Origin of the sequence: Anabaena sp. UHCC 0204 (assembly GCF_009711975.1) — a bacterium.
In the GTDB taxonomy this organism is placed as follows: Bacteria; Cyanobacteriota; Cyanobacteriia; order Cyanobacteriales; family Nostocaceae; genus Dolichospermum.
In genome coordinates, this window is record NZ_VIKW01000020.1 from 63,111 (window position 1) to 79,548 (window position 16,438).

Annotated in this window: 16 protein-coding genes; 8 read left to right on the forward strand and 8 right to left on the reverse strand. The window is 37.6% G+C overall.

Annotation, left to right across the window (positions count from 1 at the left end; all coding sequences use genetic code 11):
* Positions 1–57: 57 nt before the first annotated feature.
* The 4 genes from FJR04_RS16650 to FJR04_RS16665 form a co-directional block, all read right to left on the reverse strand.
* The gene (locus tag FJR04_RS16650; RefSeq protein ID WP_168496751.1) at positions 58–2,031 is read right to left on the reverse strand and encodes a nitrate ABC transporter ATP-binding protein; all 1,974 of its coding nucleotides are present in this window, start codon (positions 2,029–2,031) and stop codon (positions 58–60) included.
* A gap of 177 nt (positions 2,032–2,208) precedes the next feature.
* Complete coding sequence (gene ntrB, locus FJR04_RS16655) at positions 2,209–3,051, reverse strand: nitrate ABC transporter permease (protein WP_168496753.1); 843 nt, start codon at positions 3,049–3,051, stop codon at positions 2,209–2,211.
* 117 nt (positions 3,052–3,168) lie between these two features.
* Positions 3,169–4,494 (reverse strand): CmpA/NrtA family ABC transporter substrate-binding protein, encoded by a 1,326-nt coding sequence (locus FJR04_RS16660; RefSeq protein ID WP_168496755.1) that lies wholly within the window; start codon positions 4,492–4,494, stop codon positions 3,169–3,171.
* 119 nt (positions 4,495–4,613) lie between these two features.
* Positions 4,614–6,182 (reverse strand): ferredoxin--nitrite reductase, encoded by a 1,569-nt coding sequence (locus tag FJR04_RS16665; RefSeq protein WP_168496757.1) that lies wholly within the window; start codon positions 6,180–6,182, stop codon positions 4,614–4,616.
* Positions 6,183–6,502: 320 nt separating this feature from the next.
* On the opposite strand from FJR04_RS16665, the gene FJR04_RS16670 reads away from it, so the two are divergent.
* Positions 6,503–6,799, forward strand: a complete 297-nt coding sequence (locus FJR04_RS16670; protein ID WP_168496759.1) for a hypothetical protein — start codon at positions 6,503–6,505, stop codon at positions 6,797–6,799.
* The gene (locus FJR04_RS16675; RefSeq protein WP_168496761.1) at positions 6,796–7,191 is read left to right on the forward strand and encodes a type II toxin-antitoxin system VapC family toxin; all 396 of its coding nucleotides are present in this window, start codon (positions 6,796–6,798) and stop codon (positions 7,189–7,191) included. The genes FJR04_RS16670 and FJR04_RS16675 overlap by 4 nt, the downstream gene beginning before the upstream one ends.
* Positions 7,192–7,538: 347 nt before the next feature.
* Here the strand turns inward: FJR04_RS16675 and FJR04_RS16680 are convergent, their stop codons facing one another.
* The gene (locus FJR04_RS16680; RefSeq protein ID WP_168496763.1) at positions 7,539–7,880 is read right to left on the reverse strand and encodes a XisI protein; all 342 of its coding nucleotides are present in this window, start codon (positions 7,878–7,880) and stop codon (positions 7,539–7,541) included.
* A 327-nt stretch (positions 7,881–8,207) separates the two neighbouring features.
* Here FJR04_RS16680 and FJR04_RS16685 point away from each other — a divergent pair, with 327 nt between their 5' ends.
* Positions 8,208–8,387: a hypothetical protein gene (locus FJR04_RS16685; RefSeq protein WP_168496765.1), complete on the forward strand. Its 180-nt coding sequence runs from the start codon at positions 8,208–8,210 to the stop codon at positions 8,385–8,387.
* 52 nt (positions 8,388–8,439) lie between these two features.
* On the opposite strand, the gene FJR04_RS16690 is transcribed toward FJR04_RS16685, so the two are convergent.
* Complete coding sequence (locus FJR04_RS16690) at positions 8,440–9,735, reverse strand: sugar ABC transporter substrate-binding protein (protein ID WP_168496767.1); 1,296 nt, start codon at positions 9,733–9,735, stop codon at positions 8,440–8,442.
* 176 nt (positions 9,736–9,911) lie between these two features.
* On the opposite strand from FJR04_RS16690, the gene pilM reads away from it, so the two are divergent.
* The 5 genes from pilM (at position 9,912) to FJR04_RS16715 (ending at position 15,413) form a co-directional block, all read left to right on the forward strand.
* A complete protein-coding gene (gene pilM, locus FJR04_RS16695; protein ID WP_168496769.1) occupies positions 9,912–11,018 on the forward strand; it encodes a type IV pilus biogenesis protein PilM in 1,107 nt (368 codons plus the stop codon).
* Between the two features lie 4 nt (positions 11,019–11,022).
* Positions 11,023–11,814 carry a PilN domain-containing protein gene (locus FJR04_RS16700; protein WP_168496771.1) on the forward strand — a complete coding sequence of 264 codons (792 nt, stop codon included), beginning with the start codon at positions 11,023–11,025 and terminating at the stop codon, positions 11,812–11,814.
* On the forward strand, positions 11,811–12,578 hold the full coding sequence (locus FJR04_RS16705; protein WP_168496773.1) for a pilus assembly protein PilO: 768 nt from the start codon (positions 11,811–11,813) through the stop codon (positions 12,576–12,578). The genes FJR04_RS16700 and FJR04_RS16705 overlap by 4 nt, the downstream gene beginning before the upstream one ends.
* 170 nt (positions 12,579–12,748) lie before the next feature.
* Positions 12,749–15,157 (forward strand): type IV pilus secretin family protein, encoded by a 2,409-nt coding sequence (locus FJR04_RS16710; RefSeq protein ID WP_168496775.1) that lies wholly within the window; start codon positions 12,749–12,751, stop codon positions 15,155–15,157.
* Between the two features lie 37 nt (positions 15,158–15,194).
* On the forward strand, positions 15,195–15,413 hold the full coding sequence (locus FJR04_RS16715) for a CopG family antitoxin (RefSeq protein WP_254445306.1): 219 nt from the start codon (positions 15,195–15,197) through the stop codon (positions 15,411–15,413).
* 172 nt (positions 15,414–15,585) lie between these two features.
* On the opposite strand, the gene FJR04_RS16720 is transcribed toward FJR04_RS16715, so the two are convergent.
* On the reverse strand, positions 15,586–15,918 hold the full coding sequence (locus tag FJR04_RS16720; protein ID WP_168496779.1) for a XisI protein: 333 nt from the start codon (positions 15,916–15,918) through the stop codon (positions 15,586–15,588).
* Entirely contained in the window at positions 15,909–16,316 is a 408-nt protein-coding gene (locus FJR04_RS16725; RefSeq protein WP_168496781.1) for a XisH family protein, read from the reverse strand. Before FJR04_RS16725 ends, FJR04_RS16720 begins: the two co-directional genes overlap by 10 nt.
* Positions 16,317–16,438 lie beyond the last annotated feature (122 nt).

Genomic DNA, 16,438 nt, shown 5'->3' on the forward strand with positions numbered 1-16,438 from the left:
ACAACTGAGAATTGACAACTGAGAATTGACAACTGACAACTGACAACTGACAACTGACTAAATAAATACTTCTTCAACGCGAAGTTGACATTTAATTTCCAACCTTTTTAAATATTCGATTGGTTCGGAAGGATTAAAGACTTTACCATCAAATAATTTAATTGGTTCTTCTCTACCAATATCTAAAATGCCTTTTTCTCTTGCGGCTGCACCAAACACATCTGGACGACAAACTCTGTCAATTACTTCTACCCAATTTTTGGGGAAAGCTACTAAACCCCAACGGGCTAGTTGTGTTAAAATCCATAACATTTCATGACGATCTGGATAGTTGGCTTTGTTGAAATAAAACTGATGAGAAGTTTGGGTTTTTTGGAAATCATACTGCTTGTAAGTATCTATTAAAGCTGGACGAAGATTAAGGAAATTACTTCCAATATAATTAGGTTGAGAAATTAATTTGAGAACTTCTTCCCGGTTGCGAATATCATCACAATATTCACAAGCTGCTAATAGGGCTTTAACTAAAGCTAGATGTGTTTGAGGATTTTCTTGCGCCCAATCTTCTCTGACTCCTAATATTTTATCTGGATGTCCATTCCAAATTTCTGAAGTGATAGCGATGATAAAACCCAGGTTTTGATCAACTGCATGAGTGTTCCAAGGTTCACCTACACAGTAACCATCAATTTTTCGATCTTCGAGGGAATTCACCATTTCTTGTGATGGAATTACCATCAAACTGACATCTACATCAGGTTGAATTCCACCGGCTGCTAACCAATAGCGTAATAATAGGTTTTGCATGGATGCAGAATGGACAATTCCCAAGGTGTGAGTTTTGTCTAAATCAGTGTTAATGGTGGCTTGAAAATCTGCTAAATTGCTAACTCCATTGTTGAATAATTCTTTGCTGAAAGTGATGGCGCTACCGTTGCGGGAAAGGGTCATAGCTGTTACCATTGACACTGGAGTTTTACCTCCTGCACCTAAAGTCATCGCTAGGGGCATTCCTGCTACCATTTGGGCTGCATCAAGCCTACGAGTTGCTACACCTTTGGCGATGTCTTTCCAGCTAGTTTCGCTGTTCAGATTGACTTCTAAACCGTATTGGGCAAAGAAACCTTTTTCTTTGGCAACTATTAAAGGTGCGGCTTGAGTGAGGGGAATATAGCCAATTTCTAAATGAACTTTTTCTAAGTTTTTGTTAGAAATAATCGCAGGGGCAATAACTTGTTTTTGGCGTTTTTTCGCTTGTTTTTGTTGGTTGAGAAAGTAAATTATTTCGTTTCGCAAGTTGTAGTAACAGGGATTATTAACTACTTCCAAACGTTGACGAGGACGGGGAATAGGTACTTCAAGAATTTGCCCAATGTGTGCTTCTGGTCCATTGGTTAACATGACAATGCGATCGCTCAATAATAAAGCTTCATCAACATCATGTGTCACCATCACACAGGTAATTCTGTGTTCATTACAGATAGTCATTAATTGTGCTTGTAAATTCCCCCTTGTCAACGCATCCAAAGCGCCAAAAGGCTCATCTAATAATAATAACTTGGGACGGGTAGCCAAAGCACGAGCGATCGCAACTCGCTGTTTCATTCCCCCCGATAATTCACTAGGACGTTTGTTAATAGCACGTCGCAAACCCACCATATCAATATGTTCTTCTATTATTCCCCGACGTTCTCCTTTCGGTAGATTTTGATGAACTTCATCCACAGCCAAAGCGATATTTTCCCGTACAGTTAACCAAGGAAGTAAAGAGTAATTTTGAAAAACCACCATCCTATCAGGACCAGGTTCTCTTACTTCCCGATCTTCCAAAGTTACACCACCAATACTAGCGCGATCTAACCCAGCAATAATATTAAGTAAAGTGGACTTACCACAACCAGAATGTCCAATTAAAGAAACAAATTCACCTTCAGCAATCTTCAATTCAATATTTTTCAAAGCAATATATTTACCACCATTGGGGAGGTTAAATATTTTGTCTACGTGATCAATTTCTAAAAAAGTCTTCATTATGAATGGTAATGGGTAATGTAAAAAATTACAAACTAAGACAAGACTTACGCAAAATATCTCTGAAACCCTCTTTTCTTCGTGTCCTTCGTTCCTTCGTGGTTCGTTCCTTCATGGTATGTCTTCGACACGCTTTGCGAACGTTCTTTCGTGACTTGTGCGTAAGTCCTATAAGAATTATTTTTGTTCTGTAGTTACAACCTTTTGAGCAACAAAAGCCACCATTCTATCTAGAATTAATCCCACCAAACCGACATATACCAAAGCGATAATAATCTCACTCATATTCGTGTCTGTAGTCGTATTATAGGCATCCCAAATAAACGAACCAATACCTACACCACCAACCAACATTTCCGCCGCGACAATAGCCAACCAAGATAAACCAATACCAATTCTTAAACCCGTAAAAATATAAGGAACAGTTGCCGGAAACACAATCTTCAAGAAATAATTTCCCTTCCGCAAACGCAAAACACGAGCCACATTTACATAATCTTGGGGAATATTTTGTACACCCACAGTTGTATTAATTACAATCGGCCAAATCGAAGTAATGAAAATCACGAAAATTGCCGAAGGATTAGCTTGTTGAAAAGCTGCTAAAGAAATTGGCAACCAAGCCAAAGGCGGAATAGTTCTTAATACCTGAAAAATCGGATCTACAGCATTATACAAAAAAGTATTAGAACCAATTAATATTCCTAAAATTACTCCTACAACTGCTGCCAAAGAAAACCCTAAAGCAACCCGTCCTAAACTGGTCAATATTTGCCAACCTAAACCCTTATCACTGCCACCATTATCAAAGAAAGGATGAAGAATAAAAGGATCAAAAGTTTCCCGAATTGTTTCTATTGGACCAGGTAATTCAAAACTAGGAATTAAACAAATTAATTCCCACAACACCAGAAAAACAACCAATCCAAACAGCGGCGGTAGAACCTTATTGATCAAAAACTTATTAATAACCTTCCGTTGTTTACTACCAACCCTACGACTTCCAGCAATAGCAGCCATTGATTTCTCCTATTTCCTTCTTTTCTTTGCTTTGCGTCTCTGCGCCTCTGCGTGAGACTTAAAAATCTAATTAATCTAGTAGACTATGTTGGGTTGCACTTTCAACCCAACTGACAATTACACCTTCTTAATTTGCAAACTCTTTAAATATTCCTCTGGTTTTTCAGGATCAAACTTCACACCATCAAAAAATGTTTCCACACCACGAGAAGAACTAGCTGGAATTTCCGCAGCAGCTACACCCAAAGCCTTAGCAGCTTGTTTCCATAAATCTTCTCTATTTACCTGATCAACAATTTCCTTCACCTTCGTATCTTTAGGTAAATAACCCCAACGAATTTCTTCAGTTAAAAACCAAGTATCATGACTCTTATAGGGATAAGAAGCATTATCTTCCCAAAACTTCATACGATATGGGAAATTTTGTTCCTTGCGTCCATCACCATAATCAATATTACCTTTAGCCCGTTCTAAAATGTCAGCTACAGCAACATTAAAGTATTTTCTATCAGCGCAGATTTTACACATTTCTTCTTTATTTTCTGGCTGATCACACCATTGTTGTGCTTCCATAATTGCCATTAACAAAGCTTGTGTAGAATTGGGATTTTTATCAACCCAATCTTTCCGCATCGCAAAGGCTTTTTCTGGATGGTTATTCCATAATTCACCTGTAGTTAAAGCTGTATAACCTAATTTTTGGCTGACTAATTGAGCATTCCAAGGTTCTCCCACACAAAAAGCATCAACAGTTCCAACTTTCATATTTGCCACCATTTGTGCAGGTGGTACAGCTTCCAAAATTACATCTTGATCAGGATTAATACCACCAGCCGCTAACCAATAACGCATCCATAAATCATGAGTACCACCGGGTAAAGTCATGGCAACTTTCATGGATTTTTTATCAGCTTTAGCTTTATTTACAGTTTCTTTAAGAGATTTACTTTGTAAACCTACTTTCAAATCTTTGAATTTTTCAGCAACTGAAATGGCTTGACCATTTATATTTAATCGTGCCAAAAGATACATTGGTACTTTATCATTTATGGTGAGAAGATAGGGCATGGGGGTAAGAATATGTGCGCCATCAATACCACCACCAGATGAGCCAATTTTCAAGTTATCACGAGTGACTGGCCAGGATTTTTGTTTGCTGACTTCAACATCAGTCATCCCATATTTAGCAAAGAAACCTTTTTCCTTAGCAATAATTAAAGGTGCAGCATCGGTAAGGGCAATAAATCCAAATTTGGCTTTGGTTGTTTCAACTTTAGGGGCATTACTAACTGTGGAATTGTTAGCAAGTTTGGTATTTGAAGAAGCAGAACTATCTGTTGTTGCCGAATTAGAGTTACTAGAGGAACAACCGTGTACTAAGATAGAAGTTGCTGCTGCAACACTGGAGGTAATAATAAATTTTCTGCGGGAAATATTGCTCATAAGAAACTCTTAGTCTTTCGATTTTAGATTTTGGATTTTGGATTTTGGATTGATTCCAATAAGGAATATTGCCCAGGTTTTATTTGGATTTTCAGAGATGTTTCTATTTAGCGATTGATTTAATGAGAAATTAAGGCTTCTTCCCTAAGTTTTGCGCCAAAGTTCTGAATAAGTAAATCTCGTAATATTGGTTGCAAGTCTTCACAAGCAATGCTTTTTTGGACACAAGTTCCTAAATGTGCATCTTTCCCAACTTTACCACCCATGTAAATGTCAACTCCTTCTAAGGTTTTGCCATTTTTTCTAACTTTTGTTCCCATTAAGCCAATATCTGCTACTTGGGGTTGTCCACAGGAATTAGGGCAACCTGTCCAATGAATTCGCACAGAACACGATAAAATTAATTCAGATTCCAATGATTTAATCATTGCTAAGGCGCGGTTTTTGGTTTCTATTAATGCAAAGTTGCAAAATTGTGCGCCTGTACAGGATACTAAGCTTCGCATTAATAAACCAGGATTAACTCCAAATCTTTCTAACAATGGTTCTGTTGAAAATGTTGTTAATGCTGAATCAGGAATATTAGGAATAATGGCATTTTGTTCTACAGTAAACCGAATTTCTCCACTTCCGTAAACTTCGGCTACTCGCGCAATTTCAAACATATCACCAGCATACAATCGTCCGACGGGAATATTTAAACCTGCGTAATTAAAACCAGGTTGTTTTTGTTGATATATCCCTACATGATCCCGTTTTTTCCAGTCAATTTCATCCTTCGCTGCTGCTGGTAATAATGATTTACCAAACCGCTTTTCTACTTCAGCCCGAAACTTTTCTATCCCCCATTCATCAAGTAGCCACATTAACCGGGCTTTTTGTCTATTCGCGCGTAAGCCATGATTTCGGAAAATCTCAACAATGACCTTACATAATAATACAACTTCTGCGGGGGATACCCAGACATTTAGAGGAATAGCAGCTTCACAACGTTTTGCAGAAAATAAGCCGCCAACAATGACGTTAAAACCAAATATTGGTAATTGATCTTGATTTGCCCAAAAAGCGGGAATAAAGGCTAAATCGTTAATTTCTGCGTGAACTGAGTTATCTCTTCCTCCCGTAATTGCAATATTAAATTTACGGGGAAGATTGCTAAATTCTGGATTACCTTCACCGCTATTAGTGAGCATATCTTGAATTTGCTGCACCAATTCTCTGGTATCATAAAACTCATCTGCATCCAAACCTGCTACAGGATCACCTGTAATATTACGGACGTTATCCATCCCGGATTGGATAGTAGTCAATCCCACTTTGTGAAATTTGTTAAAGATATCTGGGATATCTTCAATTTTGATCCCGCGTAGTTGTATATTCTGTCTGGTGGTAATATCGGCGCTGCCATTTTCACCGTAACGCTGTACCACTTCTGCTAAAGCAGACATTTGATTGCTGGTGAGGATACCGTTAGGTAAACGCATCCGCATCATGAATTTACCGGGAGTGACTGGACGGAAGAATACACCTAACCATTTTAGGCGATGGTTGAGGTCGTTTTCGTCCATTGCTTCCCAACCTATTTGGGCAAAGTTTTCTATTTCGTTTTTAACTGCAAGTCCGTCTTTTTCAGCTTTGAATTTCTCGAATTTATTAAGTTTTTCGGTGGTAGTTGCTGCTTCTGTCATGGGCTTTTTTTAGGGAACAGGACTTAATTAACTGTGTATCCTTGTTCTTATCGGTTCTGTACTTGCCCCTTTGAGGAAACAACTGTTAGTAGTTTCCTGGTTGGTGGTTGTAACAATTTCGATGTTGTTACATTAGGTTGATTTTTTATAATAATTCGTATAGTAGGTTACGGAATTTAAGTGATTATGCAAAAAACGGATATAAATTTTGCGTTCTTTGCATACTTGATGAGTTTTTATCTGTGTAAGTGAGGATAAACAGTAATCTTTAAGAATTTGATAGAATATGAATAAATGATTGTTTGAATGGAGGAAATATTATGTTATTAACTGAAAATCAACAAGAATCAATGAAAAGAAGAATCGAGAAAATAGTAAATATTTTGATGGAAGAACGTCCTTTATTTAAAGAAGAACTGAATGCAAAGGAAATAATTCAGCATTTATGTAATGTCGTTCAGCGCAATTTAACTAATGAACAGTTTAATAAATTATCCGATGAAAAATTAAAAGAACATTCTAGCTTTGTAATGTCAACACAAATGTTATCAGGTTTGTTAGATGATTTGACACCTGAACAAATCGCTATTTTTGATGAAGCTGTGAAAAGGAAATGAGCTATTTATTAGATACAAACATTGTTTCTTTTGCAATGAAGAAAAATTTACAGATTATGCAAAAGTTAGAAGCAATGAAATTTCAGGATGCGTCAATTTATATTAGCTGTATGACATATTTTGAAATCAAGAGAGGTTTATTTGCTGTTAAGTCTCCTAAACAAAGAGAAGAATTTAATAAAATCTGTCAAGATTATCAAATCATTTTTTTGGATGATTTAGCAATTGTGGAAAAAGCAGCAGAAATTCATGCTAATCTCAGGTTACGAGGTTTACCGATTCAAACGGAAGATATTTTAATTGCTGCTACTGCTATTATTAAAGGTTTTACTGTGGTTTCTAATGATAGTGATTTATTGAGAGTTGAGGGTTTAAAGGTTGAGAATTGGTGAGAAGAATAAAGCATTTTGATATAGGTTGAGCATTGTTGAATGATGTAAAATAATTGATATTCAAACACCAGCCAGGGAATTTATTCCCTGTCTTAAAACTGAAGTCGGTTTTAACCGACTATTTATTTACAATGTATTTATTGTATTTTTTAAATAAAATTTAGATTGAAGTTCTTGTTTTTAATATTGCCTATTTTTAGGGAATATGTGAAAAATTATCATCAAAATTAACTGTTATAATTAAGTGATGAAGAATTCAATATAAAATTATAGAAGTTTAAAACATCCTCTAATCATTCAGCCGTTAGCAAAAAAAGATCCCCGACTTCTCTAAAAATCAGAACTTATTAAGTAACAGCAAACTCAGTCAACTTCCGAGTTTCTGGATCATAAAAAGCTAAAACAATATCTTCTTTCGGTACACCTTCTCTTAATAAATCTGTAGCTATTCCCTCTTCAGTCCAATCTTCCTCAATGTAAATTTTCTCATTTTTAATGCGAATGTAAACAGAAATTGTTTTTACTCGTTTATCATTTTTACAACCAATATTAAACCAAAGATATTGACTTCTTTGATCATCAAACATTAACACCTCATCTATATCAGGATCAATTACTTGTGATGAAATTTTCTCATATTCAGTTAAAATTTGTTTGATTAAGTTTTGATAATGAGTTAGCTTGTCCATTTGATAACCACCTCTTGATTAATATCAATAACTAATAGTGAAACTTGATATTTTTGTAAAATTAGTTGAATAGCAACTTGTTCAAAAAACTTTTAACTTCAATAAGTAAGTGGGCAAAATTAATTAAACATTTTAAAAATACCTAAACCAATAAATGACGTAGGGGCAAACCCCCTGTGGTTGCCCTAAACATGGGGTAGGCACGGGGGCGCTACCCCTACATCAAATCGCTACAATGTACGACACCAGACAATTTAGATAATACAGCATTTTAGAGAGTCATTTGCTATAATTGCACTTAATAATGGTTATTTGAGGTAAGTTACTATGATTACAAAACAAATGATTCACGAGAAACTAAAACATTTAACAGAAGAACAACTTCATCAAGTTTATGGAATTATTGAACAGTTAAAAAGTGCAGAAAAGGCTGTTAAAAAACCTAGTCTAATGTCTAAATTACGCAAACTTAAAACCTCAAAAATGGAAATAGGCAAAAGGATGTAATCACCAATTACCCATTACCAACCCTTCGGCTACGCTCAGGGCAAGTCGCCAATCAACGATTATCCCATTGCTGTGCAGCATCTTCCACAGCTTTATCTACAGTTTTTTGTCCTAACATTGCAGCTTGTAAATTTTCATAAATTGATTTTTGCAAAAATTTAAAATCTTTGAGTTTAGGGGTTAATACCTCTGCTTGTTGTAATTGTGTCGCACTAATTACCCGCCCTTTTTCTGCTGTTGTAGCATTAGCAGGAACTTCCTTAAAGTATGTATCAGCCAAAGCCTTAACTGTAGAAGGTAGAACATTTGCAGCTTTAGCAAAGGTTAATTGATTTTCGTCATTAGTAACAAATAAAGCAAACTTAACGGCTTGATCAGGATATTTACTATCACGAGGAATAACGATATTCATGACAGCGACATTTTTCTTACCTGTATCACCTGTAATTTGTGGGGCAATAGCCGAAGCTTGGGCAACCTTGGGGGCATTATTAGCAATAGTTTTCAGAAATTCAGGACCAGAAGCTAAAAAAGCCGTTTCTCCAGATTGGTATAAATCTATCGCATGACGATGCCCTTGGGTTAAAGATTCTTTTGGCAACAAACCTTTTTTATACAAATCTACCCAATATTGAAAAGCGGCTTTTCCTTGAGGAGTATTAAATCCCGCTTTACCTTCAGCATTAACTAGAGTGACACCCATTTGTACCAAGGATTCCAGCACTTCACCAGAATCTTGAGGAACAAAAGTAGCGAAGAAAGCATACTTACCTGTCTTGTCTTTAATTTGTTGTGCCATTTCCCCTAATTCTGCGTAAGTGGCAGGAGGTTTTGTAATACCCGCTTGTTTTAACAAATCGGTGTTATAAATAGTTAGTCGTGTGGTGAGATACCAAGGAATCCCAAAACTCTTACCATTGAGGCTACTTGCTTGCCAAATATTTGGTAAATAAGAAGAACGGACTGGACTGGGAACGTTAGCATCTAAATCTAACCAAGCATTTTTTCCTGCTAGTTGGGAAGCAAAGTCTGGATTGAGGTTGACAACATCTGGTGGCGTTTTTGCGGAGATAGATGTTAAAATTTTGTTCTCCATCGCTGACCAAGGCACATCTACCCATTTTACTTTTATACTGGGGTTTTGTGATTCAAAGGTCGTAATCAGGCTTTGGAAGTAGTTGGTAAATTGAGGTTGGAGTTGCATTGTCCAAAACTCAATTGTGGCTACACCAGCAGCAGGTTTGGGATTATTACTCACATTACTTGTGCTGCAACTAACTATCCAACTAGTAAATAAGCCTAGTAATGCCCAACAAACCAGTTGTTTAAATTTCTGCAATCGAATCATCGTATTAGGTGGTAGTATTTTTAGAATTAATCTGGGTAAGAAAAAAGGATAGAGAATTGTGGAGACTATAGGATATATCAATTATGGTAATCGGTAATCGGTAATCGCTAATTGGTAAAAGTTCTTGTCTGACAACCGACTTAGTATTTTTCTTTAGTAATCTAGCAGGTAAAACTGTGGTGAAAGCCTTCACTAGTTTTTTCAGTAAATCCAATAAAGGTATTGGAATTGAACTAGCACCCGAACGGGTGAACGTAGTACAACTACGTAAACAACGCCAAAGCTTAAAAATCGAATCTTTGACTACAGTACCAGTACCAGAAGGTATAATTATTGATGGTCAAATTGCTGATCCTCCAGGAATGGCAGAAATTATTCAGCAAGCGATCGCTCAAAGTAAAACTAAAGCTACTCATGTTGCTACTTGTATACCAGGACGAGATGCGATCGTCCGTTTAATTCCTGTCCCATCGGAGTTAGATGACAAGGAGTTACGGGACATGGTACTCAACCATGAAGCTTCTTTATATTTACCCTATCCCCGGGAAGAAGCTGATGTTGATTATCAAAAGCTTGGTTACTTTGTAGATGAAGATGGCATCGAAAAAGTCCAAGTTTTGTTAGTTGCTACTCGTAAAGATGTAACACAAACCTACTTGAATACTTTTGAACAGGCAGGATTAACTGTTGATATCTTAGAAATTAATAGTTTTGCCTTAATTCGCACCGTTCGTGATCAACTGCGGCTATTTGGACCAGAAGAAGCAGCAGTATTAGTTGATATTGAGTTTGATAGTACAGAAATTGCCATCATTATTAATGGTGTGCCACAATTTTCTAGAACAGTTCCCATCGGAACGTATCAACTCCAAACGGCACTGTCAAGGGCAATGAACTTACCAGCATCACGAGATATGGATATGTTGGAGAGTATGACCATTCCTACAACTTCAACTGATTCAGTCAATACAGGAGTGACAGGTAGTAATCCTGGTATGGCTTCTATGTTGAGAGTGCTAGGAGAACTATCCGATGAACTGCGACGATCTATTGATTTTTACCTCAATCAAAGTGAAAATCTGGAAGTTGCACAGATTTTTTTAGCAGGACCTGGAGGAGGACTACCACAAATTGATGAGTTTTTTACTCAAAGATTGAGTCTACCAACTACTCAAATAGATCCAATTACTTCTTTGTCTTTGGAGGTAGATACGGAAAGTTATCCATTAATTAAACGTCCTGGATTGGGTATTGTTTTAGGTCTAGGAATGCGGGGAGTATAATACAATGTACAGTCTAGATATTAACTTTCTTAAAGACCGTCCAGAATATCAGAAAAAAAGTGAAACTAAAGCTAAAAGACAACCTCTCCAATTAGGAAATTTGACTCCTGTTTATATCGGAGTTGGAGTAGGTTTAGTATTACCAGGTTTAGTGTTTGCTGGTTTCTCGTTTTTGGAGGGTAAAACTGCGGAATTAACGCAGGAAATAGGCAAACTAGAAGAGGAAGGAAAAGGTTTAGATGGAAGAATAGCCAACCTCAATAAACTAAAAGCTGAAGCAACCAATATTAATAACCAAACTAGGGCTTTAGTGACAGTGTTTGATCAAATACGTCCTTGGTCAGCAATGTTAAAGGATTTGAGCGATCGCATTCCTAATCAAGTGCAGATTGAAGATATCAAGCAAATCGCGGCTTCCCTCCCTGGTAAAGGTGCTGTAACTGCAACTCCTAGCAATACCGCTGGATCATTAGAAATTTCTGGTTTTGCTCGTTCCTATGCTTTAGTAAACGATTTTGCTCTGAGTTTAGGACAATCTCAATTTTTGAATGCGGAGGAAACTAGAATCATTACAGCAGAGTTAATAGACGCACCAGAAATTACTGGTTTTGTCCCCCCAGAAACTGACAGGTCTGAGTCCATAATTAAACCACCCCAAGTGGTTAAATACACCATTAAAACAGGTCTGAGTACCGTTCCCGCATCTGATTTAATTCAGGAATTAGAGAAGAAAGGCACACTCGGATTAGTAGATAGACTTCGTAATATCAAAAAAGTAGGAGTCATCCCTCAATGACACTTAGTGATGAACTAAATTTTCCAGAAAGAGGCACGGAGATTCAAGGGTCTTCCCCCGTCCTCTTTGGTATCACCCTCACAACACCTATTATTGGCGGTATAGTCGGCGTTTTAGGTTTTTTAGGTGCGGGATATATGCTGCTGAATATGGCAATGCCCGCTTGGGATACCTATCAACAACAGCAAACCAAACGTGATCAACTACAAACAGAAGTTGAGCAAAAGAAAAGCCAAGCCAAACAAATTGGCAAAATCGAAGCAGATTTAACAGCAGCTAAACAACAACAAAAACAAGTTTTAGCTTTATTTGCCGATGAAAGAAGTTTAGACACCTTGTTGCTAGATACCAGTCGGTTAATAGATGCTAGTAATGGTCAAATTTTTGGGAATGCAGTTAGAGCAAAATTAAAAAAATTTGTTCCTGTTTCTGAAAAACCGCAATTAATAGAAGATGGCTCTCTTGGGGCAGAAGTTAATAATAAACTCAAACGCAGCATTATCAATGTAGAAATTGAGGGAAATTTTGATCAAACCCAATCAATTATGCGAAAAATCGAACAATTACAGCCTTTATTATTAGTCAAAAACTATAACTCCAAATTGGCTGCACCAGAGGTATCAGGAGATAAAGAAAATGCCGTGCGAATTGGTGTTGGTAAACTGACAACAACTTTTGAATTAGAAGCTTTAATGCCACTAACCTCAGAAGAAACAGCAGAATTAGCCGCAAAAACAGCAGCAGCTAACGCACCCAAAAAATAATCAAATTTGATGTAAAAGTCAAAAATAGATTGATTTATGTATCAGGAGGTTGTGCAAATGTTCCCCAAGATGACTATATAGACAATCAGTAACTGCGAATTCTCAATTTGCGGTTAAAAAAATAGAGATAAGCGACAATTTAGACTTTTATTTTATGTGAGGAATGAACTGTGAAACAGTTTCATAATAATGTTTTTGTATCAAGTGCTGCCGCTTGTGTAATCTTAGCAGCCCAACCAGTTTTAGCACAAGTAACACAAATTACTGATGTTAAACTCAATCCCATTGAAGGGGGAGTTAGTGTAATTTTACAAACTGCGGCAGGCGATCGCCCCCAAGTATTCACAACGAAAAAAGATAAATCCTTAGTTGCAGATGTCATTAATGCTCAACTACGTTTACCCCAGGGTAATAACTTCCGTCAAGAAAACCCCGCACCAGGAATTGCGGCGATCGAAGTTAAACAATTAGATACTAATAGCATTCGGGTGACAGTCATAGGTATTGATGATGCACCAAGCAGTCAGCCTGTCATGCGAAAAGATAATAATCTCACCCTTGGCTTTACCACTACCACAAATACAACAGCATCTAACCCCACAAAGCCGACAGAAAGGGTTCTAGCAGCCCCAGCGACGACATCTGAATATAGACCAGATGAACCAGGTAAACGGCCAGATATTCTAGTACCTAACCCAGAAGTCACCATTGACGGTAAAATTGCCCAAGCCGCAGGACCAAATCAACCTTATAACCAAGCGCCGCCTTTTTTACCCAGAGCCGTTGCTCCACCAGTAGGAGATATTACTCAATCTAACATTGATACATCCCCTACAAGTATAGATTTAGGTACTCAAGAACGAGTTCCCCGTTTGGTGTTGCGTGATGCACCTGTGAGAGAAGTTTTATCACTGTTAGCGCGGGCTGCTAATTTAAACTTAGTTTATAGCGGTGGTGAAGGAGCAGCACCAGGCGGTGCTGCGGGTGCAACTAAGGCATCTGAAACAATTTCCCTAGATATAGAAAACGAACCTGTGCAAGATGTCTTTAACTACGTTTTGCGCTTGAGTGGTTTAGAAGCTAACCGCACGGGACGGACGATTTTTGTCGGAGCTAAATTACCTAACTCCACCCGTGATAATGTCATGCGGAGTTTGCGACTAAATCAGGTAACAGTGGATGTTGCGTTAAACTTCTTAGTGGGTTTGGGTGCAGAAAGTGCCGTCAGCAGGGAAAGACAAGTTACTAGCGTTAATGCTGTAGCAGTTGGGACTGGAGTAGCTCCCATTACCCAAACTCAAACTACCACAGAAACAAAAATAGAAGTGCAGCGAGTCAAATATGAAGATTCAACACCTTTACTGAGAGGATTACAGGCATTAGGAGACGAGCGCACAAATTCTATTACTTTGATTGGTAATCCTAAAATAGTTGAGATGGCAACCACTCAACTAACTCAACTTGATATACGCCGTCGTCAAGTTGTGGTGAATGTCAAAATTATTGATGTTAACCTATCGGGAGAGCAACTTTATAACACTAGCTTTTCCTTTGGGGTTGGTAATAATTACTTCTCTGTTGATGGTGGTGCAGCTAGTCTGAATTTTGGTGGATCGAGGCCAGCCAATAGCTCTGAAGCAAGAAACATTGTGAATGATACACCTGTTACCCCTAATCCACTTGGGAGTGCCAATATTTTTCTTGACCGAAGAGATCCCAATACAGGGACTCCCACTGCTGGTGTAAGTTCTAATCCAACAGCATCAGGTATTACAGAAATTACTCCAGGAACGCCAGGAACAAGTACTACTTCGATTGTACCGACTGCTATTGACCCTGTTACTGGTCAGCCTACTCAGTTTGGTTTTCAAACTACAACAACACCTGATACTCCAACTGAAATTACATATGAACTACCAACTTTATACCAATTCCCCAAACGTCTTCTTGCTAGTTTGCAAGCTCAGGTTATCAGCGGCAATGCCAAGATCCTTACTGATCCAAGTTTAATTGTCCAAGAAGGTCAAACAGCTAGTGTTAAACTTACTCAAGAAGTGGTAGGAAACATTAAGAGCGAAACAACTCGCGGTGAAGGTACTTCCATACAAACGGTAACAGCAGAAAAAACAGATGTAGGTTTAACTTTAGGCGTAAAAGTTGATCGCATTGACGATAATGGTTTTGTTTCCCTCTCAGTTGCACCTGTCGTTAAAGCACCTCAATCTTCAGCTGTTCTTAATATTTCAGGTAATAACCAAACAATATTTTTGGTATCTGAACGTTCTTTACAATCTGGTTTAGTTCGTTTGAGAGATGGTCAAACACTAATTCTCTCCGGTATTATTCAAGACCAGGACAGAACAACTGTAACCAAGATTCCTATTTTGGGTGATATTCCTCTCATAGGCTCGCTGTTCAGAAGCACAAATAGACAGAATGAACGCAGAGAGGTGATTGTATTGCTGACACCTCAAATTATGGATGACTCAGAGCGTTCTGCTTATGGTTATAACTACACACCTAGTCCCCAGGTACGGCAAGTCCTGGAACGTCGTGGTTTAAAGGTTCAGCCCCGGTAGTTGGTTATTGGTCATTGTTTTTTACAATACCCGATTTATGGGAAAAGTCGGGTATTTAAGATATAGTAGAGACTTTGATTGGGATAAAGACAAATTTATGACAAAGAAAATTGTCCCAAGAGTCAAAACGGATGAAGAAATAGAAGCACTGTTAGAAAATGATTTATCAGATTATCTTTATCCTAGAAATTTTCAACCTGTAACCTTTGAATTTACGCCTAAAGATAAAAGTGTCAATGTCTTAACATCTGAATAAATTTTAGAAGTTGTTAAGAAGGTTTCACAAAAACAGGACTTACGCAAAACAGAACGAAAGTAGGGGTAATTCATGAATTACCCCTACGCAAGAATAAGCTTTGCAGTTACATTTTGCGTAAGTCCTAATAAAGATCATTGAGTGTTGAATAATTTGTGTATTTCATACAGCATCAATGAGTAGCAAATTCTGTAAATTCGCGCATATCAGGCGCATGGAAACCTAACACTATATCTTCTTTAGGTACACCTTTTTCAAGTAGTAATGTAGCAATTCCAGCTTCAGTGCCATCATGCTGTATCCAGATTTTGCCGTCTTTGATATCAATATGTATACTGCATCCATGAGTACGATTATTGCCACGCCAACCAGTATGTAGTAGAAGATAGTGGTCATGGTTAGCATCTATAACCGCTTGAGCTTCAATTTCTTCTGGAGAAAATCGCCTTTGCGCTTTTTCTAGAATTAAATTTTGAACAATTTGACGATACTCTTCTACTGCCATTGGACAATTATCTCCTGTTTTGGCTGATAAATGAGTAAGTTGATTTGATTTCTAGTAATTACTGCTTTGGTAAAACGACGTTGAAAGAATGAGTTATAAACTGATTCGGGTATTGCCAGATATAATCTTCGTTGCGGATCAAATTCTTCCAGAGCAAATTGGTAATTCAGAAATTGTCCAAGAGCGGTATGAAATTCGGAAACATTTGAACCACCAATAAAGCTTTTGATTTCAACAGCAATTTTTTCTCCTGCTCGTTCGGCTGCTAACATCTCTGCTGCTAAGTCAATTTCAAAGTCTACATCTCCAACGCTTACCTGATAAGGATCAGCCGTGATTATCCATCCTTCTTTCTCCAAGGCAGTTCTCACTGCATTGTGAAAACGATCTTTTGCCATGTAACATTTCCTGACTTCTAGCCTCAAAATATTACTACCATTTTAATTCTAAGGAAAAAAATAAGTTTTATCAGTAATACCTTAGCCAAATTGAAAAAAGCCTTGATTCGTAGGTTGGGTTT

Bases quoted from the DNA above. Each gene is read 5' to 3' on its own strand.
- FJR04_RS16690 (WP_168496767.1), bottom strand. From the start codon at position 9,735: ATGATTCGATTGCAGAAATTTAAACAACTGGTTTGTTGGGCATTACTA.
- FJR04_RS16650 (WP_168496751.1), bottom strand. From the start codon at position 2,031: ATGAAGACTTTTTTAGAAATTGATCACGTAGACAAAATATTTAACCTC.
- FJR04_RS16680 (WP_168496763.1), bottom strand. From the start codon at position 7,880: ATGGACAAGCTAACTCATTATCAAAACTTAATCAAACAAATTTTAACT.
- FJR04_RS16720 (WP_168496779.1), bottom strand. From the start codon at position 15,918: ATGGCAGTAGAAGAGTATCGTCAAATTGTTCAAAATTTAATTCTAGAA.
- FJR04_RS16705 (WP_168496773.1), top strand. From the start codon at position 11,811: ATGACACTTAGTGATGAACTAAATTTTCCAGAAAGAGGCACGGAGATT.
- ntrB (WP_168496753.1), bottom strand. From the start codon at position 3,051: ATGGCTGCTATTGCTGGAAGTCGTAGGGTTGGTAGTAAACAACGGAAG.
- FJR04_RS16700 (WP_168496771.1), top strand. From the start codon at position 11,023: ATGTACAGTCTAGATATTAACTTTCTTAAAGACCGTCCAGAATATCAG.
- FJR04_RS16665 (WP_168496757.1), bottom strand. From the start codon at position 6,182: ATGACAGAAGCAGCAACTACCACCGAAAAACTTAATAAATTCGAGAAA.
- FJR04_RS16725 (WP_168496781.1), bottom strand. From the start codon at position 16,316: ATGGCAAAAGATCGTTTTCACAATGCAGTGAGAACTGCCTTGGAGAAA.
- FJR04_RS16675 (WP_168496761.1), top strand. From the start codon at position 6,796: ATGAGCTATTTATTAGATACAAACATTGTTTCTTTTGCAATGAAGAAA.
- FJR04_RS16670 (WP_168496759.1), top strand. From the start codon at position 6,503: ATGTTATTAACTGAAAATCAACAAGAATCAATGAAAAGAAGAATCGAG.
- FJR04_RS16685 (WP_168496765.1), top strand. From the start codon at position 8,208: ATGATTACAAAACAAATGATTCACGAGAAACTAAAACATTTAACAGAA.
- FJR04_RS16660 (WP_168496755.1), bottom strand. From the start codon at position 4,494: ATGAGCAATATTTCCCGCAGAAAATTTATTATTACCTCCAGTGTTGCA.
- FJR04_RS16715 (WP_254445306.1), top strand. From the start codon at position 15,195: ATGGGAAAAGTCGGGTATTTAAGATATAGTAGAGACTTTGATTGGGAT.